This window comes from Streptomyces sp. NPDC017979, from assembly GCF_044328175.1.
GTDB lineage: Bacteria > Actinomycetota > Actinomycetes > Streptomycetales > Streptomycetaceae > Streptomyces.
In genome coordinates this window covers 298,936-323,228 of sequence record NZ_JBIRGU010000002.1, presented here as the reverse complement: position 1 = coordinate 323,228, position 24,293 = coordinate 298,936, and the positions used below count along the sequence as shown (strand labels likewise).

The following is a 24,293-nucleotide window of genomic DNA, read 5'->3' as shown; positions in this document are numbered from 1 at the left end:
AATGTCCCCGCAGGGCTACGGCGAGTACGTCAGGGGCGCGGGGAACTGCGCGACAAGCCACCCACGGCCCGCAGACGGCCGAGGGTTCAGGGGCGCGAGGAACTGCGCGACCAGCCCACCACGGTCCGCAGCGACCAATGTCCCCGCAGGGCTACGGCGAGTACGTCAGGGGCGCGGGGAACTGCGCGACAAGCCACCCACGGCCCGCAGACGGCCGAGGGTTCAGGGGCGCTGGGGTCCCCCATGCCCACAGGGCATAGGTGGGGGTGCCCCCGTGCCCGCAGGGCACAGGGGGAGGAACTGCGCGACCAGCCACCCACCGGGTCGCGGAAGCCGACGGGCCCGCAGGGCAACGGCGCATCGGCCAAGGCCAGACCAGACCAGGCCAGGCCGCGCCGGAGGGCCCGCGCCCAGATAAGGCCAGGCCGCCCGCAGGGCGAGGGGATGCGCCACGCTACGCGCGACGTATCACCAAAGACATCAGCGCCGCCGCCGCGCACACCGCGCCAGACGCGTACCAGACCACGTCGTACGACCCGAACACGTCCCTCGCCACCCCACCCGCGAACGCCACCACCGCCGCGCCGACCTGGTGCGACGCCAGCACCCAGCCGAAGACGATCGCGCTGTCCTCGCCGTAGTGCTCGCGGCACAGCGCGATCGTCGGCGGCACGGTCGCGACCCAGTCCAGGCCGTAGAAGACGATGAAGAAGATCATCGGCGGCTGCACGGTCGGCGCCAGCAGCATCGGCAGGAACAGCAGGCTGACGCCCCGCAGCGCGTAGTACACCGCCAGCAGCCGCCGCGCATCGAAGCGGTCCGTGAGCCATCCGGAGGCGATCGTGCCGACGACGTCGAAGACGCCGATCACCGCCAGCAGCGACGCCGCCGCCGTGATCGCCATGCCGTGGTCGTGCGCTGCGGGCACGAAGTGCGTCTTGATCAGGCCGTTCGTGGACGCGCCGCAGATCGCGAAGGTGCCGGCCAGCAGCCAGAACGGCCCGGTGCGGGCCGCCCGGAACAGGACGGACACGGCCCGCCGCGCGGCCCCCGGCACCGGCGCCGGCTTCGGGACCGCCTCGTCCGACCCGTACGGTGCGAGCCCCACGTCCGCCGGGTGGTCGCGCAGCAGCAGCCAGACGAAGGGGACGACGGCCAGCGCGGAGAGCGCGACCGTGATGGCCGCGGGGCGCCAGCCGTGCTGCTCCACCAGCCAGGACAACAGCGGCAGGAAGACGAGTTGGCCGGACGCGCCCGCCGCCGTGAGGATGCCGGTCACCAGGCCGCGCCGGGCCACGAACCAGCGGTTGGTGACGGTCGCCGCGAAGGCGAGCGCCATCGAGCCGGAGCCGAGGCCGACGAGGACGCCCCAGTACAACACCAACTGCCACGCCGCCGTCATCACGACGGTGAGCGCGGAGCCGGCCGCGATGACCGTGAGCGCGACGGCCACCACCCGGCGGATGCCGAAGCGGTCCATCAGAGCCGCGGCGAAGGGCGCGGTGATCCCGTACAGCGCCAGGTTCACCGAGACCGCGAACCCGATCGTGCCGCGCGACCAGGAGAACTCCTCGTGCAGCGGGTCGATCAGCAGGCCCGGGAGGGACGCGAAGGCCGCCGCGCCGATGATCGTCACGAAGGCGACGGCGGCCACGAACCAGGCGCGGTGGATCCGCGGCGGGCGGCGCGCGCCGCCCGAGCGCGCGCCGCCCTGCCCGGGCGCCCCCGCCCCGCCGACGCCGGAGGTCTCGATCTGCGATGTGGTCACGGCGTACAGCTTCCGCGCCCCGATCTCCCGCATCGAGTGGCCCGAAGGACAGCATTCGCTAGGATCGGGCCATGGCCGGTCCGCATCGCGTCGTGGTCCTCGTGCTCCCCGAGGTCATCCCGTTCGAGCTGAGCATCCCCCACCGGATCTTCGGCCGGGCCACCACGCCCGCCGGCGAACCGCTGTACGAGGTCGTCAGTTGCACCCCCGTCCCCGGCCCGGTCGGCACCACTGCCGACTTCGACGTGCACGTGACGCGCGGGGTCGAGGAACTGGCCACCGCGGACACCGTGGTCGTGCCCGCCGCGTACCACCCCGCCGTGCTCTACGCCGAGGGCCGCCTCCCGGCCGAGCTCACGGACGTCTTCGCGGCGATCCGCCCGGGCACCCGGATCGCCTCCATCTGCACCGGCAGCTTCTTCCTCGCCGCCGCCGGCCTCCTCGACGGCCGCCCGGCCACCACCCACTGGGGCTGGACGGACCGCTTCCAGCAGCTCTTCCCCGCCGTGCGGGTCGATCCGAACGTGCTGTACGTGGACGACGGCGACGTCCTCACCTCGGCCGGCGTCGCCGCGGGCATCGACCTGTGCGTCCACATCGTGCGCCGCGACCACGGCGCCGCCGTCGCCAACGAGACCGCCCGCAAGAGCGTCGTACCGCCGCACCGCGACGGCGGCCAGGCGCAGTACATCAGCCGCCCGGTGCCCGAGGCCCAGCTCGCCACCACGTCCGCGGCCCGGGCGTGGGCGCTGGAGCGCCTCCACGAACCCGTCCAACTGCGCGACCTCGCGGAGCAGGAGGCGATGAGCGTACGGACGTTCACCCGCCGCTTCCGCGAGGAGGTCGGCGTCAGCCCGGGCCAGTGGCTCACCCAACAGCGCGTCGAGCGAGCCCGGCAGTTGCTGGAGTCCACGGACCTCTCCGTCGACCGGGTCGCCCGCGCCGCCGGCTTCGGCACGGCGCAGTCGATGCGCAGTCACCTCCAAGCCGCGCTCGGCGTGTCCCCGACGGCGTACCGCAGGACGTTCCGGTCGGTCGCCCATCCGTACGCCTACTCATCCCGCTGAGTAGCCACTCCGTGTCCCGCCGGGCCGGCGCCGAACGACCATGGCGGTCGGACACGGGTGCGGGAGGGCGGGCGCGGTGCGACGACGTACGAAGTGGGCGGCGCTGACCGGCGCCCTGCTGCTGACCGGCACCCTCGCCTCCTGCGCCTTCGACAACGGCGAACTCAGCAGCGACGACATCCGCCGCTACGGCTCTTCGGCACAGGCCAAGTCGAACCGCGTCGACGCGGAACGGGCCCTACGCGACCGCGTGGCCGCCTTCGCGAAGGGGACGGACCTGGACCTGACGCTCCTCCGTCTCCAGTGGAGCTGCGGCGGCGGCCAACGCCCGGACTGGCTCGACCCCATGGAGCACCCTTACGCCTTCGACTGTTCGATGCAGGCGTACGCGTACTACGGCACCGACACCCCCGTCCCCACCGTGCTGCGCAAGATCGACGCCGCCGTGCTCGGCCACTGGGGCACCGCACTCGGCGGGGACGACACGGTCGAGCGCGCCCTGGGCTACTACCGGCTGAAGGGCGTGCAGGACGGGGTCAAGCTGGGCCCTCCGCAGTTGTCCGACCCCACCACCATGGTGTCGTGGGACGACCCCCTGTCCGGGTCCACGGTCCTGGAACCGGTCGTGCACTGCCCCGAACCCCCGCTGCCCGAAGGCGGCGGACGCTGCGTCAACGAGCCGGCCGGCACGACCGTGGCCCAGCTGCGCGAACGCCACGCCACCGTGTTCCAGGTGCACTTCCGCAGCGAGAGCTACTTCCAGGTGTCCTGGGAGAGGCACGAGAAGAACTGAGCCCGCGACGCGAACCCGTGGACCGCGCCAAAAGCCTTCAGAACGTCAACACGCCCCGTGCCACCCGCCCGTGGTGCGCGTCGTCCGCCGCCCGCGCGAAGTCCGCCACCGGGTACGTCTCCGTCACCAACTCGTCCAGCAGCAGCGCCCCTCGCCCGTACAGCTCCGCGTACAGCGCGATGTCGCGCTGCGGGCGGGACGACCCGTAGCGGCAGCCCAGTATCGACTTGTCGAGGAACATCGACGCCGGCAGGAAGCTCGCCTCCGCCTTCGGCGGGGTCATCCCCAGCAGCACGGCCTGGCCGCCGCGGTCGAGGAGGTCGACGGCCTGCCGCACCAGCCCGGTGTGGCCCACGCACTCGAAGACGTGGTCCGCACCCGTCGTCAGCACCTCCTTCACCTGCGCCGTCGAGTCGAGGAAGTGCGTCGCGCCGAAGGTGCGCGCCGGCGCCTCCTTCGCCGCGTTCGTGTCCACGGCCACGATCGTCGTCGCGCCCGCGATGCGTGCGCCCTGGATGACGTTGAGGCCGATGCCGCCCACGCCGATCACCACCACGCTCTCGCCGTGGCCGACCTTCGCCCGGTTCAGCACCGCACCCACGCCGGTCAGCACCCCGCAGCCCAGCACCGCGGCCGACGTCAACGGGATGCCGCGCGGGATGCGAACCGCCTGGACCGCCTTGACGACGGTGCGTTCGGCGAACGACGAGTTCGCGGCGAACTGGTACAGCGGCTCGCCGCCCAGCGAGAACGGCCTGGTCGGACGGCCGATCGCGGCGCGGCACAGCGTCGGCCGACCGCGGTCGCAGTCCGCGCACGCCCCGCAGTTGGCGAGCGTGGACAGCGCCACGTGGTCCCCCGGGGCCACGTGCCGCACCCCCGGCCCGACCTCCTCCACGACGCCCGCCCCCTCGTGCCCCAGCACCACCGGCACCGGGAACGGAATCGTCCCGTCCAGCACCGACAGATCGCTGTGGCACAGCCCGGCGGCGGCGACGGCCACCAGCACCTCGCCCGGCCCCGGCGCCCGTACCTCCAGGTCGTCGACGACCCGCGGCCGGCTCCCGTCGAACACGACGCCCCTCATGGCCGTGGCTCCCTCGGTAGGCCGAGCACCCGCTCGGCGATGATGTTGCGCTGGATCTCGTCCGAGCCGCCGTAGATCGTGTCGGCCCGGGAGAAGAGGAACAGCCGCTGCGCGGCGTCGAGTCCGTACGGCTCGGCGGGCCGCCAGTCGGCCGGCCCGACGGTCGCCGCCGCGCCCCGCACGGCCACCGCCAACTCCCCCAGCCGCCGGTGCCAGCCGCCCCACAGCAACTTGGCCACGCTGGGCGCTCCCCCTTCGTCGCCGTGTCCGTCCAGCGCGTCGATCGCGGTCCACCGCAGGGTGCGCAGCTCCGCCCACTGCCGTACGAGCCGGGCGCGGAGCACCGGGTCGTCCGCCGCACCCGTGGCCAGGGCCGTGCGGACCACCTCCCGCAACTCCGTCTGGAAGCCGATCTGCTGGGCGAGGGTGGCGACGCCGCGCTCGACGGCGAGCAGCCCCAGCGCGACGCGCCAGCCGTTGCCCGCCCCGCCGACCACGTGCTCCGCACTCGCCACGGCCCCGTCGAAGAACACCTCGTTGAACTCGCTGGTGCCCGTGAGCTGTCGGATCGGCCGCACCTCGATCCGCCCGCCGGGCTGGTCCATCGGCACCAGCAGGAGCGACAGCCCGCGGTGGCGCGCCGTGCCCGCTTCCGTACGGGCGAGCACGAAGCACCAGTCGGCGTCCTGCGCGAGGGACGTCCAGATCTTCTGTCCGGTGATGCGGTACGCGTCCCCGTCGCGCACGGCCGCGGTGCGCACCCCGGCGAGGTCGGAGCCGGCGTCGGGTTCGCTGAAGCCCTGGCACCACAGCTCCTCGCCGCGGGCGACGGGCGGCAGGAAGCGTTCCTTCTGCGCCGGGGAACCGAAGCGGATCAGGGTGGGTGCGAGCAGGTTCTCGCCGATGTGGCCGACGCGGGCGGGCGCGCCGGCCCGCGCGTACTCCTCGGCCCACCCGACCTGCTGGGCGGTGGTGGCGGTGCGGTTGCCCCAGCCGGACTCGGACCAGCCGAGGCCGATCCAGCCGTCCCGGCCGAGCTCGCGCTCCCAGGCGCGGCGTTCGGCCATCCCCAGGTGTTCGCTGCCGGGGCCGCCGCCGATGCGCCGGTGCTCCGCGGTGACGTGCGCGTCGAGCCAGGCGCGGGCCCGGCGCAGGAAGTCGGCATCGGCGTCGGCGTCCACGAACTGCGCCTCCTCAGGCATTGGGGCGGTCGCCGGACCGTGCGGCGCGCGCCATCTCCTCCAGCGCGGCGAGCATGGGCATGGGGTCGACGCCGACCGTGCCGGGCAGGAAGTCCGCGATCTTCTCCGGCGTCCAGGAGCCCTCGGCGTACCCGGCGCGCAGCTCCCGCGGCTGCGCCCACACCGCGATCTTGGGGCCGGCGATGGTGTACACCTGCCCGGTGATCTCGCGGGCGCGGTCGGAGAGCAGGTAGACGACGAGTGCGGCGACGTCCTCGGGCTCCCCGATCTCCTTGAGCTCCACGGGGACGTTCGCGGACATCCGGGTGCGGGCCACGGGTGCGACCGCGTTCGCCGTCACGCCGTACTTGTGCAGTCCGAGCGCTGCGCTGCGGACGAGCGAGATGACGCCGCCCTTGGCCGCGGAGTAGTTGGCCTGGGCGACCGAGCCCTGGTGGTTGCCGCTGGTGAAGCCGATGAGGGTGCCGGAGCCTTGCTTGCGCAGCACGGCGGAGGCGGCGCGGAAGACGGTGAAGGTGCCCTTGAGGTGGGTGGCGACGACCGGGTCCCATTCCTCCTCGGTCATGTTGAAGAGCATGCGTTCGCGCAGGATGCCGGCGACGCAGACGACGCCGTCGAGCCGGCCGTACTCGGCGAGCGCGACGTCCACCAGGCGTTGGCCGCCGGCCATCGTCGCGATGTCGTCGGCGACCGCGGTCGCGCTGCCGCCGGCCCGCCCGATCTCCCGTACGACGTCCTCCGCGACCTCGGACGTCGGCTCCGCTCCCTCGATCGAGACGCCGTGGTCGTTGACGACGACGTGCGCGCCCTCGGCCGCGGCTGCGACGGCCACCGCACGTCCGATGCCGCGGCCCGCACCGGTGACGGCGATGACCTTGCCTGCCAAGAAGTTACCCACACCGGCCCCTTCCAGCGTTTCTGACGGACCGTTAGATTTTACGGTGTGCTGGACGCCCCAGCACAAGCCCCCGTCCCCGGGGCATCCCCGCGGACACCTCCTGGAGGTCGGTCCCGATGCCGCTGCCGCCCGAGTTCCACGAGATCGCCCGGCGCGTCAACAACTGGGGCCGCTGGGGCGCGGACGACGAACTGGGCACCCTCAACCTCGTCACGGACGAGGTCGTACGGACCGCCGCCGCGACCGTCCACACCGGCCGTCGCATACCGCTGGCCCTGCCGCTCCACCGCGACGGCCTCCAAACGGGCCTCATCCCCGGCCGCACGAACCCCCTGCACACCATGATCCAGATCAACTACGAGATGTTCGGCCCGGACGCCGTCGCCACCAGCGACGACACCGTGACCATGGCGCTCCAGGCGGCCACGCACTGGGACGCCCTCACGCACGTCTCCCACAGCGGCAAGATCTACAACGGCCGCCCGGCGACCACCATCACCGCGCACGACCGCGCCCGCTTCAGCGGCATCGACAAGGTCCCGCACGTGGTCTCCCGCGGCGTCCTCCTCGACGTCGCCCGCGCCAAGGGCCTCGACCGCCTGCCCACCGACCACGCGGTCACCCCCGAGGACCTGTCGCAAGCAGCCGACTTCGGCGGCGTCACACCGAGCCCGGGCGACATCCTCCTCGTCCGCACGGGCCAGATGCGCCTACTCCTGGACGGCGACAAACACGCCTACGGCTTCCCGTCCCCGGGCCTCTCGATACGCACACCGGAGTGGTTCCACACCCACGACGCGTCCGCGGTCGCAACGGACACCCTCTCGTTCGAGATCATCCCCCCGGAGATCGACGACCTCTGGCTAGCGGTCCACGCCCTCGACCTGGTCGAAATGGGCATGCTCCAGGGCCAGAACTGGAACCTGGAATCCTTGTCCACAGCCTGTGCACAAGAATCCCGCTACGCCTTCTTCCTCTCCGCCATGCCCGAACCCTTCCTCGGTGCCACCGGCACCCCGGTATCCCCCGTGGCGATCCTCTAGAGGGGGTGCCTGCAAAGAGCGGCGGCGCCTTCAAGGTCCCGCCAAAGCGCCGCCCCACAGGCGAACGGGGAGCGCGTCAGAGCAGCGCGGGAACCACCCGCACCCCCACGCCGAGCCGCCCACAGGGAACCCCCGCACCCCGCTCCCGCCCTAGCGATGCGCTCCCGCCAGCACCCGGACCCCCGCCCGGACGTCCCTCCGGTACGACGCGATCACCGGCACACCCCGGTCCACCTCGCACCAGATCGCCTTGCCCGCGCCCTCGCGCTCCCAGCCCCAACGGTCCGCGAGGCCGTCGACCAACTCCAGCCCGCGTCCGTTGGTCTCGTCCTCCTCGGCGGTGCGCCGCCGCGGCGGACGCGCGCAGTTGTCCGCGACCTCCACCCGCACCGTGCCCGCCTCCACCTTGCCCGAGCCGAAGAGCATCCTCAGCACGGCGGGGCAGCCGGTGTGCACCACGGCGTTGGTGACCAGCTCGGAGATCAACAGGATCAGCGTCTCCGCCAGCGGCTCATCATGCTGTATGCCGGATCCCACCAGCCGAGAACGCGCCCATCTTCTGGCCCGCCCCACCTCCGCGGGATCCGGACCGACCTCCAACTGAACCTGGAGCACCTGCACCGCTCACACCATCCGAACCGGCGGACACAACGCCTCGCGCCTCGACTGGGTCTCTCCCGAGAGAGTCACCGTGCGTGACTCCCCTACGGGCCAGCATGGTTGACGTACAGTCACGGCAACAAGCGCTTCGGGCATATTCCAGCGCGAAGGATGACGCTTGGTGCATACTGTGCGACGCCTGCTGCAAGGAGTCGAACAGAGGCGCGCAGCCCGCTCACCAGGGGTGTGAGCGGCGCACTTTCCCGCGCCCGGAGCCGCCACAGGGGCAACACCGGGGCCGTTACGCCTCGGAACGACTCGCACCTCACGGAGCGTACCGGAGCGAGTGCCCGACGACGGCCCGTGACGAGTCATCCGAAGGACACAACCCGATATCGACGCACCGTGACGTCCAATGGTGCTATAGCGACGCGACGGTCAGCGCCTGTGCTTGCACCTCCTCCGCCTCGGCGGCCCGGGGCCGCATCCCTGCCCGCACCCAGGCACGCTTCAGGTGCAGATGGACATCCGCCTCCCAGGTGAAGCCCATGCCGCCGTGCACCTGAAGGCAGTCACGGGCACCCTGCACGGCCGCGTCGTCCGCCAGCAGCTTCGCACCGGCCACCTCGACGCGGTCCCCCGTGACGGCGGCCCCGTACACCGCGGCGCGGGCGACTTCCGTACGCACCAGCATGTCGGCGCACAAGTGCTTCACCGCCTGGAAGGCGCCCACCGGCCGCCCGAACTGCTCACGCTCCTTCGCGTACCGTACGGCCACATCGGTGACCCGGGCAGCAGTGCCCAACTGCTCGGCGGCAACGAGCAGGGCCGCCTCCACGTCCCAGCCCCCCGCCTCGAAACCCGTCTCCACGCGCGGGGAAGCGACGCGATGCAGCGGGGTCAACGGGTCCAAGGACCTCAGCGGCACGGCCCGGGCCGTATCCACGGGAACGCGGCCCATGTCCGCCGCAACGACGGCGTCCGCCGCCGCCAGCCACGCCACCAACCCGCCGTCCACCCGGGCCACCACCCGATCCCCCGTCGCCGCACCCGGCACGACTCCGGCGGCCAGATGACTCGCCACCAGCGGCCCGGGCACCAAGGCCCGCCCCAGTTCCTCGAAGACCAGGACGGCCTCCACCCGCCCAAGGCCCACCCCGCCCGCCGCCTCTGGCAGCCGCAGCGCGAACACCCCGGCCTCGGCAAGCGCCGCCCACATCCGCCGGTCGAGGGCCGGCGGCCCATCCAGCACGGCCCGCAGCGCCTCAATTGGGCAGACGCGCTCCAACAACTCGCGGGTCGCGGCCTTCAGCACCCGCTGGTCGTCGGTGAACTGGAATCGCACGTCAGACACCGCCCTTCGGTTCCTTGGGGAGGCCGAGGATGCGCTCGGCGATGATGTTCCGCTGGATCTGGGAGGTGCCGGCGGCGATGGTGTACGAGAGCGAGGACAGCCGGTCCGCGGTCCATCCGCGGTCCAGGTCCAGCGCGTCCGCACCCAACACCTCGGCCGCCGCCTCGTACAGCTCCTGACGGGCTTGGGAGTAGCGAAGCTTGAAGACGGAGCCGCCGATCCCGGGCACCCCGCCGGTGGCCTGCGCCTCGCTGACGTTCCACTGGGTGAGCCGCCACAGTGCGGCGAACTCGGCGTGCAACCGCCCGATGCGGCGGCGCACGACCGCGTCGTCCCACCTGCCGTTGGCACGGGCGACCCGGGCAACCTCCCGCAAGGTGCGGCGACAGGCGACGACCTCGCCGACGAACGCGGTGCCCCGCTCGAAGGAGAGCGTGACCATGGTGACGCGCCAACCGTCGTGCTCCGCACCGACCCGGTGGGAGACCGGCACCCGCACCTCGTCCAAGAAGACCTCGGCGAACTCCGCCGAACCGACGAGCGTGCGCAGCGGACGAACCGTGACGCCGGGCGCATCCATAGGCATCGCGAGCCAGGAGATCCCGCGGTGCTTGGGCGCGTCGGGGTCGGTGCGCACCAGCAGCTCGCACCAGTCGGCTACCTCCGCGTGCGAGGTCCAGATCTTCTGCCCGGTGATCACGTACTCGTCGCCGTCCCGCACCGCCCGAGTGCGCAGGGCCGCGAGGTCCGAACCGGCGTCGGGCTCGCTGAAGCCCTGACACCAGATCTCGTCGCCGCGCAGGATCGGCTCCAGCCAACGGTCCCGCTGCTCGGGCGTGCCCTCGGCCGCGATGGTGGGGCCGGCGTGCAGCAGTCCGACGAAGTTCGCCCCCACGTACGGCGCGCCCGCCAACTCGCTCTCCTCCAGGTAGATCAGCCGCTCGGTGGGAGGAGCGCCCCAATGGAGGTCGGCATAGCCCGCGTCGTACAGCATCCGCTGCCAGAGCGTGTCGTAGGCGCGTCGGGCGGGCCAGTTGTCGGGAGACGGCTTCGAAGGAAGCTTCGGCAGACTGACTCCGAGCCACTCCCGCATTCGGGCCCGGAACGCCTCTTCCTCTTCCGTATAGCTGAGGTCCACGACCCGGACCACCTCTCCCCGCCGATGTCTGACGCTGCGTCAGATATTGCAGGTTAGCCCCGCGCCTCTGGACCGACAAGCGCCCGAGACCTACCCTCTCGACCATGCCTGACGGTGCGTCAGACATGGCTACCGCGGGCCCGGGGTGGATGGAGGCGTACGCCCAATGCACACGGACGGCACACATCACACGGACGGCAGGCGCGCCGCGGAAGGCCAGGGCCAGGCGCCCGCCACGAACGGCGCGGACACCGCACACGCGCTCGGCGACTCCCCCACCCTCTGGGGCCTCGTCACCCGGCGCGCGGAACTGACCCCGCACCGGCGGGTCCTCCTCCAGGGCGAGCGATCGCTGACCTTCGGCGGCCTGCGCACCTCCGCCGAGGAGACCGCGGCCGGGCTGTACGCCCGGGGAGTGCGGCCCGGCACGGTCGTGGCCTGGCAACTCCCGACCACCATCGAAACCGTCGTCCTGTGCGTCGCCCTCGCCCGGCTCGGCGCCGTGCAGACCCCGATCATCCCCTTCTACCGGGACCGTGAAGTCTCCTTCGCCCTCCGCGAGTCCAAGGCCGAACACTTCGCGGTACCCGGGGTGTGGCGCGACTTCGACCACGGGGCGATGGCCACCCGCATCGGGGCACGGGGCGTCTTCGACGGCTACGGCTCGCTGCCCTGCGGCGACCCCGCGACCCTGCCCCCGCCACCCGACGGCGGCACCGACGTCCGCTGGATCTACTGGACCTCGGGCACCACCTCCGACCCCAAGGGGGTCCTGCACACCGACCGCTCCCTGATCGCGGGCGGCTCCTGCCTGGCGCACGCGCTGCAACTGACCCCCGAAGACATCGGCTCCATCGCCTTCCCCTTCGCCCACATCGGCGGAGCCGACTACCTGGTGATGCTGCTGCTGTACGGCTTTCCCGCGGTCCTGTTCGAGAAGTTCGCGCTGCCCGGCGCACTCGACGACTACCGCCGTCACGGCGTCACCACCACCGGCGGCTCCACGGCCTTCTACTCCCTCTTCCTCGCCGAACAGCGCAAGCAGCCGGGCCGGAAGCTGATCCCCACGCTGCGGCTGCTGGCCGGCGGCGGAGCACCCAAGCCACCGGAGCTGTACCACTCCGTCGTACGCGAGCTGGGCTGCCAACTCACCCACGGCTACGGCATGACCGAAGTACCCATGATCACGATGGGCTCTCCCGACGACTCCGTGGCCGACCTCGCCACGACCGAGGGGCGGCCTCCGGAGGGGATGGAGATCCGGATCGTCGACGGTGAGGTGCGCCTGCGGGGCGAGGCCGTCTGCCGGGGCTACCTCGACCCGGTCCAGTCCGCCGCCGTCTTCGACGAGGAAGGCTTCCTCATCACCGGCGACCTGGGACGGCTGACACCCTCCGGACACCTGGTGCTCACCGGTCGTCTCAAGGACGTCATCATCCGCAAGGGCGAGAACATCTCCGCGAAGGAGGTGGAAGACCTGCTGCACACCCACCCGGACGTCACCGACGCGGCCGTGATCGGGCTGCCGGACGCCGAACGCGGCGAACGGGTCTGCGCGGTCCTGGAACAGCGGACCGGCAGCGCCCGGCTGGACCTTGCCACCGTCACTGCCTTCCTGCGGGCCGAGGGCCTCGCCCCCTACAAGCTGCCGGAGCAACTGGAAGTGGTGGACGCCCTCCCCCGCAACGACGCCCTGCGGAAGGTCCTGAAGTACAAGCTGCGGGAGCGCTTCGCCTGACCCGGGGACGGCGTCCCGGGCCACGTCCCCGGCCTTCGGCGCCGCGGGCCGTGCGCCGTTCGGGGCAAGCACCGGGCCCGTCTCCGCGGTGGTCGGCCGCCGCCACGGCAGTCTTCCTCGGCGGGGGCCACGAAGGGACGGGTCGGCATGGGCGGTACTCAGCAGCCACCGGGGCCACAGGCTCCGAAGCCGCCCCAACCGCCGCAGCCCCCGTCGAACGGGCCGGCGCCAGCGGGCTTCAGCCGGGCTCGGCGCTGGAGCATGCTCGCGGTGCTGTGCGCGAGCCTCCTGCTGGTCGCGATGGACGCCACCATTCTGAACGTCGCGCTGCCCTCCCTCATCGACGACCTGGAGCCCGATGCGCTCCAACAGCTGTGGATCATCGACGTCTACGGGCTGGTCCTCGGCGGTCTGCTCGTCACCACCGGAGGCATCGGTGACCGCTACGGCCGCAAACTGCTCTTCCTCAGCGGCTTCGTCCTCTTCGGTGCCGCCTCCGTCGTCGCCGCCACCGCGGCCACGTCCGCGCAGCTCATCGGCGGGCGGGTGCTGCTCGCAATCGGCGGCGCCATGGTGATGCCCTCCACGCTCTCGCTGATCCGGAACATCTTCACCGACCCGCACGAACGCACGCTCGCCATCGGCGTGTGGGCCTCCGTCGCCGGCGCGGGCGCCGCCATCGGCCCCCTGGTCGGCGGCGTACTCGTCGAGGAGTACGACTGGTCGGCTGCCTTCTGGGTCAATGTGCCCGTCGTCGTGGCCACCGTCGCGGCCGGGGTGTGGCTCCTGCCGGAGTTCAAGGACGCCGGACACGGGCGACTCGACTGGGTCGGAGCGGTGCTCTCGGTCGTCGGCGTCATCGCGCTGGCATGGGGCATCAAGCACCTCAGCAAGAGCGGAGCCGACGCGACCGGGCCCATCGCCCTGGTCCTGGGCCTCGCCGCGCTGGCGCTCTTCGCCCGCCGTCAGCTCGCCCAACCCGATCCCCTCCTCGACGTACGGCTCTTCCGGCGCCGCGCCTTCACGGCCGCCGCGCTGGCGACCCTGATGGCGATGCTCGCGATCGGCGCCGCGCTGTACCTGCTGTCGCTGTGGATGCAATACGTCCACGGCTACTCCCCCTCACAAGCCGGTGTCCGCACCCTGCCCGCAGCGCTCGCCACCCTTGTCGGCTCGCTCTCCGCTCCCTGGCTGATGCGCAAGATCCAGGTCCGCGCCGCGATGGCACTGGGGCTGAGCGGGCTCATCGCCGGCTTCCTCGTCCTCGCGCTCTCCCCGGAACCGACCACGTATCCGTACGTCGCAGTGGTCCTGATCGCCCTCGGGCTCGGCGACGGCATCGCAATCACCACGGCCGCCGCGGTCCTGGTGTCGGCGGTGCCCGCGGAACGCGCCGGACAGGCCGGTGCCGTTTCGGAGACGTCGTATGAACTCGGGGTGGGCCTCGGGGTGGCGCTGCTCGGTTCCATCCACGCGGCCGCGTACGCGGGCCACATGGCAGGCCAGCCGTCCGCCGCGCAAGAGTCCATCGGCGACGCCGAGCAACTGGGCGACCCCACGGTCCTGGCCGCCGCCCGTAACGCCTTCGACGCAGCGCTCACCACGACGTCATGGGTGTCAGTCGGCATCGTGACCACAGTGGCGGTCTTGGTGACGGCATTGGTGCCACGCCGCTTCATCGTGACCTCCTCGGGGCACTGAAGGAGCCGGAAGAACGAGAAGAAGGGGAAGTGTCTTATGAGGAGCTGGACTTCGATGCCGTGAGGGAGGTGGAGGCACCGAGAGACCTGGAGGTCAACGCCGCAGAGTCTTCGGTGCGACGCCCGCCGCGCCGATCCTCATTGCCTGCGTCATCGCTCGGGGCCTCCAACTTGCCGCTGCGCAGGATCCAGATGCAGACCAGCACCATCGGCAGCAGGGTCAACAACGTGACCGATATCGGGCCGGGCCCGCCTTCCTTGCCGTCGCCGCCGTTCATGACGAGGACTTCCAGGAGCAGGGAGATCACGAGATTGTTCCCCGCGTGGGCGAGGGACGCGGTCCACACCGTGCGGCTGCGCACGGCGAGCGCCGCGAGCATGATCTCCAGGGCGAGGAAGCCCACCGACCAGACCGCCAGGCCGAGCAGCAGGTGCTCGAACTCGATGTAGCCGTTGAAGGCCAGCGGATAGTGCCAGACCGCCCAGATCGCACCCGTGAGGACCACGGACGCCAAGGGGCGGCCGGAGCACAGTCGGGGCCTGAGATAACTCGTCCAGCCGAACTCCTCGCCCCAATAGATCGGCGACAGGATCAGCACCGCGAGCATCAGCAACGGCACGACCGCCCACCCCGGCACTCCGTCAACGGAGTCGCCGAGCTGCGACAGATCACCGTCCCAGATTCCGAACAACCGGGCAGTCCCCAGGCCCACGACGGCAAAGGCCAACGGGCCCAGCCAGGCGATCAGATAGTGCGGCCACGCGGTGCGGAGACGAAGGCGGAGCCCGGCATCGGAGAAGCCCTCCCCCGTGACGAGACGGGCAACCACCGCACCAAGGGCGGGCATGAAGCCGAAGATGATCTGCACCAGAGGGTGTAGCGGAGAGAGGTCGGTGAAGAACGGCAGTGACATCCCCGCCCAGGCGCCACCGAAGGTAATCAGGAAGAACACCCACAACCCGCGGGTGCGGTTCCTCCTCGATAGCTGATCAATCTCGGTCGGGACGACGTACGTCATGGCGTGCAGACCTTCTCTCCCGTGGGCATGACTATGGCTTTCTGCGGCTCGTGAGGCACGCCGCATGCCGACCACTGTCCGCCGGACGGCCGGTCGCCCACATCGCGATCGTGAGCGAGATTGGATCTCCCTCACCTGGGGGAGGCGCCACCGCGCAGCCATCTGCAAAATCGGAAGGGTGTGGAAGAGCAAACAGGCCCACGAGCGTCCGTCATCCCTGCCAACGTCTCCGACTCATCCAGCTACCCGTCCACAATCTCCAGCGCGTGCAACAGCCCGCCCGCGTCAATTCCTCGCGGGTCTTGCAAAGCTGTCGGGCAGCTCGATGCGCCAGCACCTCCTTCTGTCCCTGCACCCGCGAAGTACCTTGCGCGGACTTGGGCACGTCGTCTTCGCTACGTGCCTTGGCTTCATCGCGCTGCTGACCGCGCTCTTCTTCTTGGGGGCCAGCACCCGCACGTGGTCTTCAGGTTGGCGAACGGTCGCCAGCGGCATGCTCGCGGCGGATCTCATCATGCTCTGCGGGCTGTTGCACTCCGCCCGCCGGCGAGCCGTGTGGCTGGCCAATGCGCTCCTCGGCTCCGAGTTGCCCGCTCCCACCCGCGCGGAGGCACCAGAGCGACTGCGTACGGGAGCGTGGTTGCTGGCGAGTTCGGTAGTCGGCGGCTTCGTCGTCATGGTGGCGGCGATATCAACTGCCGTCGCACTCCTCCCCATCACGATGTGGCTCAAGGGTGGCGGGAAGGACCTCCGCATTCTCTCCGTGACCACGGACGTCGCAGCGGGCTGGCACGGCGCGTGGACGGTGCCGTTGGCCGGTGTCGCGCTGCTGCTCGCCTGGTTCGTCGTCGCCGTGGGCACCGCGGTGCTCCGCTGGCTCGCGCCCTTGTTCCTCGGGCCGGGGCAGGCAGAGCGGGTGGCCGCGTTGGAAGAGCGGATGCGGGTGTTGGCGGAGGGCAACCGCCTGGCTCAGGAGCTGCACGACTCCATCGGTCATACGCTTACCGCAGCCACCATCCAGGCAGCGGTGGCCGGTGAGTTGCTGGACAGCGACCCGGTGGCCGCGCGGAGAGCCCTCAACAGCATCGAAGAGACCTCGCGCGGCGCGCTGGACGACCTGGACCACGTCCTGGGTGCCCTTCGGCGGGGTGGCGGCGTCCCCGCCGCGGCCGTCATCGGACCCACCCTGGCCGAGCTGCCGTCCCTGGTCGACCGCGTTCAACAGGCCCGCATCGAGGTGCACATAGACATCAACGGCGACCTGGAAGGCGTCCCGGGCCCCGTGTCTCGGGAGGCGTACCGAATCGTGCAGGAGGGACTGACGAACGCGCTGCGACACGCCGCGGGGCCCGCTGTGCAGTTGGTACTGAACGTGACAAGAGATCGGTTGGAGGTCGAGTTGACCAACGCGATACCTGGATCCGCGGCCCGACGCTTCCGCCCTGCCCGCGCCGGCCGACTCGGTTTCGGACTCAAGAACCTGGAAGAACGAGTCCACCTGTTGCACGGCGACCTCGACTGCGGCCCCACTTCCGACGGCCGTTGGCGACTCGCCGCCAGCCTCCCGCTGCAACCAGATCCATGACCTTGGACGAGGAGGGGTCGATGAACGACACCACAGCCGCGACCGCACTCGCGCCGCCGCCCCAGCCTGCCACCGCGACCACAGCCACGCCACCCGCCCAAGCACCCCCACCCGCGTCAACGGCATGGGCGTCGGATGCGGGTGCGGGTGCGGAGGCAATAGAGGGAGCCAGGGCGGCAAGGACCGTCAGCGTGCTTATTGCGGACGATGAGGAGCTGACCCGCACCGGTCTGCGCACCTTGCTGTCGGCGAAGCCCCAGCTCGACGTGGTCGGCGAAGCGGCTGACGGGACGGAGGTGGTGCCGCTGGTGGCCAAGTTGCGGCCGGACGTGGTCCTGATGGACGTGCGAATGCCCGGGATGGACGGCATCGAGGCCACGCGACGGCTGCGGGCGGAGTTGGACGAGCCGCCGAAGGTCGTGGTGATCACCACGTTCGAGAGTGACCAGTACGTGTACGAAGCGCTGCGCGCCGGCGCGGACGGGTTCGTGCTCAAACGGGCGCCGTCGGACCGCATCGCCCGCGCCGTACACCTGGTCGCCACCGACGACTCGCTGCTCTTCCCGGATGCGGTCCGCCGGCTGGTGACCGCGCGCCCGGCTTCAGCAGTCCCGCCCCTGCCGCTGCCGCTCACCGGGCGCGAGCAGGACACCTTGCGGCTGATGGCGAAGGGCCTGTCCAACCCGGAGATCGCGCAGCGACTCGTGGTGAGCTTGGAGACGGTCAAGACGCATGTGAGCAACGTCCTGATGAAGCTCGAAGCGCAGAACCGCACACAGGCGGTCGTGATGGCGTACGAATCGGGCCTGGTCGTCCCAGGGGAGGACTATGTGAGCAACGGTTGAACAGAGGCGCCCGCCCAGGGGCCGGCACCACCGGCCGGGACCACCAGCCAGGACCACTGTCCGGGACCACCGGCCGGAAACCCAGGCAACTACTGGAAGCCACTGCAAGCCACGGGCAGCCAGCGACAGCCAGGGCTTTGCTCGGCCCAAGGGCTCAGTTGAAGCCCAAGGCCCCGCCTGGAACTACAGGGCTGCCGAACGCCTAGGACTCCCCTGGGAGCCGAAGGGCTCCCAGGGCTCCTCCAGGACCCCAGGTCTTCGCCGGGAGCCCAGGGGCTCTGGGGCCCCGGGCTCCACGGGAACGTGCGAAGCCGGCCGGGAGCTGTGGCAGGGGAGGCCGCTTCGGGGAGTTAGGGCTGCTCAGGCGTCACGTAGTAGGAGGCGAAGGCCCGTAGGACCTCGTCCTCGCCGATGCGACCGTCGCCGTCGGTGTCCAGGGCAGTGGCCACTTGGGCCGTCACCTCGGTGCCCACGCCTAGGACTCGTAGCACTCGCTCGGCCGCCGCGGGGGTCATGCCCTGACCGTCGGCGTCGGCCACGGCGATCACCGCGCTCAGGAAGGGGCGGGCGATCTCCGCGAAGCGCTCGGGGTTGTCGCGGAGCCGCTTCACCGCTCCGGTGACGAACTCCTGGCGGCTGACGCGCTGGTCGCCGTCCACGTCGGCGATACCGGCCATGCCCTGCCAGAACGCCTCCGCGCCGTTGTAGAGGGCCTGCCCCTTGTCGCAGCGGGGAGTGGTGGAGAACTCGGCGAGCAGGCGGGCCGCCGCCCCGCTGAAGTCCTCGCGGTCGATGTAGCCGTTGCCGTCCTGATCGAATGCGGCGAAGCGAGACGCGATCTTGCGCTCGTACTCTGCGCTGTCCATGCGGGGAGCGTACGGCCCCGGAAGGCTGACGCGTGCAAGTACCCGCCAATTAGCTGCTAGGGAGCGCAAAACGAACCATGGGTGAAGACCTGATCACAGTTTCGAAGGCGAGGGCTCGGGGCGTCCGGTGCGCCCCCCGTCGGGCCGTGCTCGGGACGTCTTCCGGCCCGAAGCTCCATTACCACCTCAACCCTCCCTCGGGGGCGCACTTGGAGCAAAGGGGCGTGCGGGCATCGTCACGCGCATTACATTCGTTGACGGGGAAAGGACATCGAGGGCACCAACAGCACCGTGGCGCTTCGTGGGACACCGCGGAGGGCGGTGCACGGAGCGGTACGCGCGAGCAGGCTTGGGGGACGGAACCGATGGCGAAGGACGCGCAGCCGCGCTGGGACCGCAAGATGCAGCAGCGGCTCGCCAGGGGCGAGGCCGCGGCGCTCGGCGAGCTGTACGACAGGCTCGCGTCCCTCGTGCACAGCCTGGCCCACCGAGTGCTCGACGACGACGAGGCAGCGGACCAGGTGACCCGTGAGGTCTTCGGCTACGTCTGGGAACACCCGGACGAGTACGACCCCAAGCAGGGGTCGTTGCGGTCCTGGGTCGCCAAGTTGACCAACCAGCAAGCCGTGTCGCGGCTGCGCCGCACCGGTGCCGCTGCGCTCGCCGACGGCGGGACGGGCAGCACCGAGGAGTTGGAGCAGCGGGTGCGCCGGGCGGCGGCGGAGGCCCGGGCCGACTACATACGCACCTCTATGCCCGCTCCCCTGCGCAGGGCGCTGGAGTTGGCCTATTTCGAGCGGCGTGACTACCGACAGACCGCAGCACACCTGGGAGTGACCGATGACGAGGCCAGGCGCAGACTGCGGCTCGGCCTCCAGTTGCTGTCGACTGCACACACGCGGCCCGTGGAGGGCTCGTCACCCCCTGGATACGGGCGCTCCCTGTGATGGCGCACCGGGAGGGCGGCGACGGCGAGTACGAGGAGGTGCAGGGCGTACCACGCATACCCGCGCCCAGGCGGGCGGGTGACGGCCTCGTCCCGCCTTCGTCGTGGGAAACCTCCGGGGTGCCCCGGCCCAGGAGGAACGTCGCACCACGCGTCCCCCCGCCTTCCGCAGCGTCCACTTCACGCCACACGCCCCCGCCCACCCACGGATCCACGCCAGCCGACCGACCGGCCGAGGCCGATATGCCCGAAACACCAGAGTCACCAGCAGCAACAGACGAACGAGAAGAGCGAACCGAGGAGCCGGCAAAGACCGCGGGCGTCGAGGGCCCGGGCGTCGAGGGCCCGGGCGTCGACCCGGGCGACGTCGATCGAGCAGGGCCGCCGTCACCGCCGTCGCACGGCGTGCTCAAGTCCCTGCTCGGCGCCTGGGCCCTGGCCGCCTGCTCCGCCGAGGAGACCGCGGCAGTCGACGCACATCTGAAGCTCTGCGTGCCCTGCCATGACGAGGCACAGCGGCTGCGCGGCGCGGTCGAGTTGCTGCACACCGAGTGCGAGCTCGACCTTCCGCCCTCCTTGCGCTTCCGGGTGCTGGAGAACTGCCTCGGCCGCCGGCCGCCCCGCATCCCGGTGCCCGACTGGGCCACGCCGTACGACGCGGAGACCGCCCGGCTCGACGCACTGCTGCGGGACATCGGCGACGCCGAGTGGGACGCGCCGCTGCACCTGCTGTGGTTCGACGGCCGTGAGTCGGTGCGGCGCATGACGACCGTCGGCGGCGTCATCGGCCATCTGATGACCGTCGACGGGCTCGTGGCGAACGCCCTCGGACTCGATGCCCCGCCCGGTCGCGACGGCCCGAAGCAGCCGATGGAGCGCACGGAGAAGTTCTGGCGCTCCGAGCACCTCCCCACCGGGCGTGCCGCGCACCGTCTGTGGCGCGACCAGAGCCACACCCTGATCCGTACGGTGTCCTTCGCGGCGCACGGCGCGGCGGAGATGTCCGTGTCGTACGGGGACTTCTCGCTGCCGTTGCGGGACGCGCTCATCGACCGCGCCTTCGAGTGCTGGATCCACGCCGACGACATCGCGGACGCGGTGGACTATCCGTACGACCCGCCGCGCGGCGCGCACCTCAAGCGGATGATCGACCTGGCGGCCCGGCTGTTGCCGGCGACGCTCGCCGCTCGCAGGCGGGCCGGGCTTGCCGGCCCGGTGAAGGAGTTGGTGCCCGCGGGGGCGCCGGGACGTTCGGTGCGGCTGGAGGTGGAGGGAGCGGGCGGCGGCGACTGGTACATCGCGCTCGACTCGCCCGCGGCGCTCGGCTCCCCGGACCGTGCGGTGGCGCAGGTCGCCCTCGAAGGGGTGGAGTTCTGCAAGCTGGTCGCCGGACACGTGCCGCCGGAAGAGGCGGCGGTCGGTCAGGACGGCGACCGCGAGGCGATCCGGGACGTACTCTTCGCGGCCGCGTCGCTCAGCCGGATGTGACCACGACCGTCGGCCCGCCAGCCGACCACCAGCCACGCCCCACGTCCTGCACCCTGCGCGCTGCGCGCTGCGCCCGCCATGTGCGGCACCCCCACCACCCGCAGGACCGAAGGCCGTGGGCCGGTGCCGTCAGGCGAAGACGACCGTACGGCTGCCGTTCAGCAGGATGCGGTGTTCCGCGTGCCACTTCACCGCGCGCGCCAGCGCCTGGCACTCGACGTCCCGGCCCACCGCCACCAGCTGCTCGGGGGTGAGGTCGTGGCCGACCCGTTCGACCTCCTGCTCGATGATCGGGCCCTCGTCGAGGTCGGCGGTGACGTAGTGCGCCGTCGCGCCGATCAGCTTCACACCGCGGGCGTGCGCCTGGTGGTAGGGCTTGGCGCCCTTGAAGCTCGGCAGGAAGGAGTGGTGGATGTTGATGATCCGGCCGCTGAGCTGCTTGCACAGGTCGTCGGAGAGCACCTGCATGTAGCGGGCCAGCACCACCAGCTCGACGTCCAGCTCCCGCACCAGCTCCAGCAGGGCGCCCTCGGCCTCGGCCTTGTTGTCCTTGGTGACCGGGATGTGGTGGAAGGGGATGCCGTACGAGCCGACCAGCTCGGCGAAGTCCCGGTGGTTGGAGACCACGGCGGCGATCTCGACCGGCAGGGCGCCGATCCGGGAGCGGAAGAGCAGGTCGTTCAGGCAGTGGCCGAACTTGCTGACCATCAGGACGACCCGCATGGGCTCGTCGGCGAGGTGGATCTGCCAGTCCATCTGGAAGGCGTCGCCGACGGCGGCGAAGCTGGCCCGCAGCTTGTCCACGGTCACGTGCGGCTCGGCGGAGAAGTGCACCCGCATGAAGAACAGACCCGTGTCCTGGTCCCCGAACTGCTGACTGTCCTCGATGTTGCAGCCCGTGATGAAGAGGTAGCTCGACACGGCGTGCACGATGCCCTGTTTGTCCGGGCAGGAGAGCGTCAGAACGTACTGGTCCGTCATCCTCGTAGGGTGCCACACCGGCTGTCGCGGAGGCGTTCACGTCCGCCGTGCGGACAGGCGGAATATTTCCCGACAAAAGCCACCGAATCGACAGCACGGCACCTCGCGAGTGCCCGCGCGCCGCCCCTACGCCGTACGCGTCATGATCCGCAGCACGTCCAGCGAGCGCGGCGGTTCGTCCGCGGCGTCGCCGTCGTTCGCCGCGAGGCACACGTGGGCCTCGCGGGCCGCCGCGACCGCCTCCGGCCAGCCCGGGTGCTCCATGTACGTCGAGACGTGGGCGTCCGCGCCGACCTGGTGCAGGATCCGCAGCACCCGCAGCACTGCGGCGTCCACGAGCGCCGCCTCGTTCGCGTCGCGGAAGATCGTGCCGACGTACTTCTCGGCGGACCAGTTGTCCAGCCAGGTGTCCTCGACGAGGCGGTAGACGGCGTCGGTCACGTCGCCGTACCCCTCCTGCCCGGCCAGCCAGACGTCCTGGTGGAAGGCGGGGGCGGAGAGCATGTGCAACGCCGAGCGCACATTGCAGCGCCAGCGCCACCACGGCATGTCATTCAACGGCATACCGCCCATGGTGGACGAGCGACGGGTGCGACGGGAAGGGGTGACCGGGGCTTGCTCCACGCCGTCGATCGTACGTTCCCGCTCCGTGCGCCCCGCGCACCCCCCGGCTGTTCATCCGTCCGACACCCCGCGGCCAGCATCGCTCACGGTTCCGTTACCGCGGTAGCGGAACCGTGATGGACCATGACCAGCAGGCCCGGCACCGCTGCCATCCGTGAGACCTCGCCCCGTCCGCAGAGGGCCCGTACGGCCCGTACCTCCAAGGCCCGCACGTCTCGGGCCGGCACGCCTCCGACCCGTACGGCCGCGCCCCGCCCGGGACGGCGCCGGGCCGCGGCGACCGCGGTCGTGGCCGTCGCCACCGCGCTGCTGGCGTCCGGCTGCGGCGTGCTCCCCGGTCTGGACGGCGGCTCGCGCGAGCCGGTGAAGGTGATGACCTTCGCCCCCGAGGGGACGGACGCCACGAACATGCCGGGGATGCCGGCCATGGCGAAGGCGTACGCCCGGTGGGTCAACGCCAACGGCGGCGTCGACGGCCATCGGCTCACCGTCGTCACCTGCAACGAGAAGAACACCGCCGAAGGGGCGTCCCAGTGCGCGCGGCAGGCGGTCGAGGAGGACGTGGTCGCGGTCGTCGGCTCGTACAGCCAGCACGGCAGGGCGTTCACGGCGCCGCTCCAGGTCGCGGGGATCCCCTTCGTCGGCGGCTTCGGCGCGTCCGAGGAGGAGTTCACCAACTTCCTCTCCTACCCCGTCAACGGCGGGCCGGCCGCCCTCTTCGCCGGCCAGGGGCGCCAACTCGCCGACACCTGTCGCCGGGTGGCGATCGTCCGGCCGGACTCCATCGCCGGTGACAAGCTGCCGGAACTCCTCGACGCGGGGCTCGCGCAGGGCGGTCACAGCGAGGCCGTGGACGTCCTCGCACCGGACAACGCGACCGAGTACACCCGCCAGGCCGACCAGGCGCGCACCAAGGCCGGGGAGGGCTCGGAAGCCAGCGACGACAAGCGGCCCGGGTGCGTGACGACGGCGCTCGGGGACCGCACCGAGACGTTCGTGGACTCCTTCCGCCGCCTCCCGGACGACGGGCGCGACATCGCGCTCTCGTCGGTGGTGGGCAGCGTCGGGCAGTCCCTCATCGACCGTACGGGCGGGCGCTCGGGCCCCTTCGAGGGCGCGTTCATCACCGGCTGGTACCCGGCGGCTGCGGACCCGCGCTGGAACCAGATGAAGAACGTGATCGACGAGCACGCGTTCGCGGACAACAGGGTCGACCCCACGGACGTGGGCACCCAGACCACCTGGATCGCCTACACCGTCCTCAACGCGACGATCGAGGCGATCGACGCGGACGAGATCACGGCGCACGCGGTGTCGCAGACCCTCGCGGACGGCCTGGAGGTGTCGACGGGCGGGGTGACGCCGACGCTCCGCTGGGACCGGGGGACGAAGTTGGGCACGCCGGACTTCCCGCGGGCGGTCAACCGGCACGTGACGTTCAACGTGGTGCGCGAGGGGCGGTTGGTGGCCCAGGAGCCCGACTTCGTGAACGTCGACGCGATCCTCTCGGCGCAGCGCAAGAACTGACGACGCCCCTGGACGCCTCCGAAC

General features: G+C 71.3%; 21 protein-coding genes. 10 read left to right on the top strand and 11 right to left on the bottom strand.

The features are described from left to right. Positions 1-454: 454 nt before the first annotated feature. Entirely contained in the window at positions 455-1,768 is a 1,314-nt protein-coding gene (locus tag ACH4E8_RS07415) for an MFS transporter (RefSeq protein ID WP_398445279.1), read from the bottom strand. Positions 1,769-1,839: 71 nt separating this feature from the next. Between ACH4E8_RS07415 and ACH4E8_RS07410 the strand changes: the two genes are divergently transcribed. Together ACH4E8_RS07410 and ACH4E8_RS07405 are read left to right on the top strand one after the other, a co-directional pair. Continuing rightward, a complete protein-coding gene (locus tag ACH4E8_RS07410) occupies positions 1,840-2,835 on the top strand; it encodes a GlxA family transcriptional regulator (RefSeq protein ID WP_398445277.1) in 996 nt (331 codons plus the stop codon). A gap of 76 nt (positions 2,836-2,911) precedes the next feature. Further along, positions 2,912-3,628 (top strand): hypothetical protein, encoded by a 717-nt coding sequence (locus ACH4E8_RS07405; protein ID WP_398445275.1) that lies wholly within the window; start codon positions 2,912-2,914, stop codon positions 3,626-3,628. A gap of 37 nt (positions 3,629-3,665) precedes the next feature. Here ACH4E8_RS07405 and ACH4E8_RS07400 read toward each other — a convergent pair whose 3' ends face one another. The 3 genes from ACH4E8_RS07400 to ACH4E8_RS07390 are packed head-to-tail and all read right to left on the bottom strand — an operon-like array spanning position 3,666 to position 6,815. Then, the gene (locus tag ACH4E8_RS07400; protein WP_398445273.1) at positions 3,666-4,715 is read right to left on the bottom strand and encodes an alcohol dehydrogenase catalytic domain-containing protein; all 1,050 of its coding nucleotides are present in this window, start codon (positions 4,713-4,715) and stop codon (positions 3,666-3,668) included. Then, positions 4,712-5,917 carry an acyl-CoA dehydrogenase family protein gene (locus tag ACH4E8_RS07395; RefSeq protein WP_398445271.1) on the bottom strand — a complete coding sequence of 402 codons (1,206 nt, stop codon included), beginning with the start codon at positions 5,915-5,917 and terminating at the stop codon, positions 4,712-4,714. The genes ACH4E8_RS07400 and ACH4E8_RS07395 overlap by 4 nt, the downstream gene beginning before the upstream one ends. After that, entirely contained in the window at positions 5,910-6,815 is a 906-nt protein-coding gene (locus tag ACH4E8_RS07390) for an SDR family oxidoreductase (protein ID WP_398445270.1), read from the bottom strand. Before ACH4E8_RS07390 ends, ACH4E8_RS07395 begins: the two co-directional genes overlap by 8 nt. 116 nt (positions 6,816-6,931) lie before the next feature. On the opposite strand from ACH4E8_RS07390, the gene ACH4E8_RS07385 reads away from it, so the two are divergent. Continuing rightward, complete coding sequence (locus tag ACH4E8_RS07385; protein ID WP_398445268.1) at positions 6,932-7,858, top strand: cyclase family protein; 927 nt, start codon at positions 6,932-6,934, stop codon at positions 7,856-7,858. 150 nt (positions 7,859-8,008) lie between these two features. On the opposite strand, the gene ACH4E8_RS07380 is transcribed toward ACH4E8_RS07385, so the two are convergent. From ACH4E8_RS07380 to ACH4E8_RS07370, 3 genes are all read right to left on the bottom strand, one after another. Beyond that, positions 8,009-8,479 carry an ATP-binding protein gene (locus ACH4E8_RS07380; protein WP_398445266.1) on the bottom strand — a complete coding sequence of 157 codons (471 nt, stop codon included), beginning with the start codon at positions 8,477-8,479 and terminating at the stop codon, positions 8,009-8,011. Positions 8,480-8,879: 400 nt separating this feature from the next. After that, on the bottom strand, positions 8,880-9,803 hold the full coding sequence (locus ACH4E8_RS07375; protein WP_398446071.1) for an acyl-CoA dehydrogenase family protein: 924 nt from the start codon (positions 9,801-9,803) through the stop codon (positions 8,880-8,882). 1 nt (position 9,804) lies between these two features. After that, positions 9,805-10,950 (bottom strand): acyl-CoA dehydrogenase family protein, encoded by a 1,146-nt coding sequence (locus ACH4E8_RS07370; RefSeq protein WP_398445264.1) that lies wholly within the window; start codon positions 10,948-10,950, stop codon positions 9,805-9,807. Between the two features lie 166 nt (positions 10,951-11,116). Here ACH4E8_RS07370 and ACH4E8_RS07365 point away from each other — a divergent pair, with 166 nt between their 5' ends. Both ACH4E8_RS07365 and ACH4E8_RS07360 read left to right on the top strand, forming a co-directional pair. Next, the gene (locus ACH4E8_RS07365) at positions 11,117-12,688 is read left to right on the top strand and encodes a class I adenylate-forming enzyme family protein (protein WP_398445262.1); all 1,572 of its coding nucleotides are present in this window, start codon (positions 11,117-11,119) and stop codon (positions 12,686-12,688) included. A 261-nt stretch (positions 12,689-12,949) separates the two neighbouring features. Next, positions 12,950-14,389 carry an MFS transporter gene (locus ACH4E8_RS07360; protein WP_398445260.1) on the top strand — a complete coding sequence of 480 codons (1,440 nt, stop codon included), beginning with the start codon at positions 12,950-12,952 and terminating at the stop codon, positions 14,387-14,389. Between the two features lie 34 nt (positions 14,390-14,423). Here the strand turns inward: ACH4E8_RS07360 and ACH4E8_RS07355 are convergent, their stop codons facing one another. Beyond that, complete coding sequence (locus tag ACH4E8_RS07355; protein ID WP_398445258.1) at positions 14,424-15,407, bottom strand: CPBP family intramembrane glutamic endopeptidase; 984 nt, start codon at positions 15,405-15,407, stop codon at positions 14,424-14,426. Positions 15,408-15,900: 493 nt separating this feature from the next. Here ACH4E8_RS07355 and ACH4E8_RS07350 point away from each other — a divergent pair, with 493 nt between their 5' ends. Together ACH4E8_RS07350 and ACH4E8_RS07345 are read left to right on the top strand one after the other, a co-directional pair. Then, the gene (locus ACH4E8_RS07350; protein ID WP_398445256.1) at positions 15,901-16,992 is read left to right on the top strand and encodes a sensor histidine kinase; all 1,092 of its coding nucleotides are present in this window, start codon (positions 15,901-15,903) and stop codon (positions 16,990-16,992) included. A 191-nt stretch (positions 16,993-17,183) separates the two neighbouring features. After that, positions 17,184-17,837, top strand: a complete 654-nt coding sequence (locus tag ACH4E8_RS07345) for a response regulator (protein ID WP_398445254.1) — start codon at positions 17,184-17,186, stop codon at positions 17,835-17,837. A gap of 350 nt (positions 17,838-18,187) precedes the next feature. On the opposite strand, the gene ACH4E8_RS07340 is transcribed toward ACH4E8_RS07345, so the two are convergent. Then, the gene (locus ACH4E8_RS07340; protein ID WP_361971047.1) at positions 18,188-18,703 is read right to left on the bottom strand and encodes an EF-hand domain-containing protein; all 516 of its coding nucleotides are present in this window, start codon (positions 18,701-18,703) and stop codon (positions 18,188-18,190) included. A 365-nt stretch (positions 18,704-19,068) separates the two neighbouring features. On the opposite strand from ACH4E8_RS07340, the gene ACH4E8_RS07335 reads away from it, so the two are divergent. Further along, positions 19,069-19,650 carry a sigma-70 family RNA polymerase sigma factor gene (locus tag ACH4E8_RS07335; RefSeq protein ID WP_398445252.1) on the top strand — a complete coding sequence of 194 codons (582 nt, stop codon included), beginning with the start codon at positions 19,069-19,071 and terminating at the stop codon, positions 19,648-19,650. Next, positions 19,650-21,137, top strand: a complete 1,488-nt coding sequence (locus tag ACH4E8_RS07330) for a maleylpyruvate isomerase N-terminal domain-containing protein (RefSeq protein WP_398445250.1) — start codon at positions 19,650-19,652, stop codon at positions 21,135-21,137. Before ACH4E8_RS07335 ends, ACH4E8_RS07330 begins: the two co-directional genes overlap by 1 nt. 129 nt (positions 21,138-21,266) lie before the next feature. Here the strand turns inward: ACH4E8_RS07330 and purU are convergent, their stop codons facing one another. Further along, positions 21,267-22,118, bottom strand: a complete 852-nt coding sequence (gene purU, locus ACH4E8_RS07325; RefSeq protein ID WP_398445248.1) for a formyltetrahydrofolate deformylase — start codon at positions 22,116-22,118, stop codon at positions 21,267-21,269. Positions 22,119-22,244: 126 nt separating this feature from the next. Next, positions 22,245-22,682: a hypothetical protein gene (locus ACH4E8_RS07320; RefSeq protein ID WP_398445246.1), complete on the bottom strand. Its 438-nt coding sequence runs from the start codon at positions 22,680-22,682 to the stop codon at positions 22,245-22,247. Positions 22,683-22,865: 183 nt separating this feature from the next. On the opposite strand from ACH4E8_RS07320, the gene ACH4E8_RS07315 reads away from it, so the two are divergent. Beyond that, the gene (locus ACH4E8_RS07315; protein WP_398445244.1) at positions 22,866-24,269 is read left to right on the top strand and encodes an ABC transporter substrate-binding protein; all 1,404 of its coding nucleotides are present in this window, start codon (positions 22,866-22,868) and stop codon (positions 24,267-24,269) included. Positions 24,270-24,293 lie beyond the last annotated feature (24 nt).

Excerpts from the sequence above, each read along its gene's own strand:
- ACH4E8_RS07355 (WP_398445258.1), bottom strand. The coding sequence starts at position 15,407 with ATGACGTACGTCGTCCCGACCGAGATTGATCAGCTATCGAGGAGGAAC.
- ACH4E8_RS07315 (WP_398445244.1), top strand. The coding sequence starts at position 22,866 with ATGACCAGCAGGCCCGGCACCGCTGCCATCCGTGAGACCTCGCCCCGT.
- ACH4E8_RS07410 (WP_398445277.1), top strand. The coding sequence starts at position 1,840 with ATGGCCGGTCCGCATCGCGTCGTGGTCCTCGTGCTCCCCGAGGTCATC.
- ACH4E8_RS07365 (WP_398445262.1), top strand. The coding sequence starts at position 11,117 with ATGCACACGGACGGCACACATCACACGGACGGCAGGCGCGCCGCGGAA.
- purU (WP_398445248.1), bottom strand. The coding sequence starts at position 22,118 with ATGACGGACCAGTACGTTCTGACGCTCTCCTGCCCGGACAAACAGGGC.
- ACH4E8_RS07385 (WP_398445268.1), top strand. The coding sequence starts at position 6,932 with ATGCCGCTGCCGCCCGAGTTCCACGAGATCGCCCGGCGCGTCAACAAC.
- ACH4E8_RS07340 (WP_361971047.1), bottom strand. The coding sequence starts at position 18,703 with ATGGACAGCGCAGAGTACGAGCGCAAGATCGCGTCTCGCTTCGCCGCA.
- ACH4E8_RS07395 (WP_398445271.1), bottom strand. The coding sequence starts at position 5,917 with ATGCCTGAGGAGGCGCAGTTCGTGGACGCCGACGCCGATGCCGACTTC.
- ACH4E8_RS07335 (WP_398445252.1), top strand. The coding sequence starts at position 19,069 with ATGGCGAAGGACGCGCAGCCGCGCTGGGACCGCAAGATGCAGCAGCGG.
- ACH4E8_RS07330 (WP_398445250.1), top strand. The coding sequence starts at position 19,650 with ATGGCGCACCGGGAGGGCGGCGACGGCGAGTACGAGGAGGTGCAGGGC.
- ACH4E8_RS07350 (WP_398445256.1), top strand. The coding sequence starts at position 15,901 with ATGCTCGCGGCGGATCTCATCATGCTCTGCGGGCTGTTGCACTCCGCC.
- ACH4E8_RS07320 (WP_398445246.1), bottom strand. The coding sequence starts at position 22,682 with ATGCCGTTGAATGACATGCCGTGGTGGCGCTGGCGCTGCAATGTGCGC.
- ACH4E8_RS07360 (WP_398445260.1), top strand. The coding sequence starts at position 12,950 with ATGCTCGCGGTGCTGTGCGCGAGCCTCCTGCTGGTCGCGATGGACGCC.
- ACH4E8_RS07400 (WP_398445273.1), bottom strand. The coding sequence starts at position 4,715 with ATGAGGGGCGTCGTGTTCGACGGGAGCCGGCCGCGGGTCGTCGACGAC.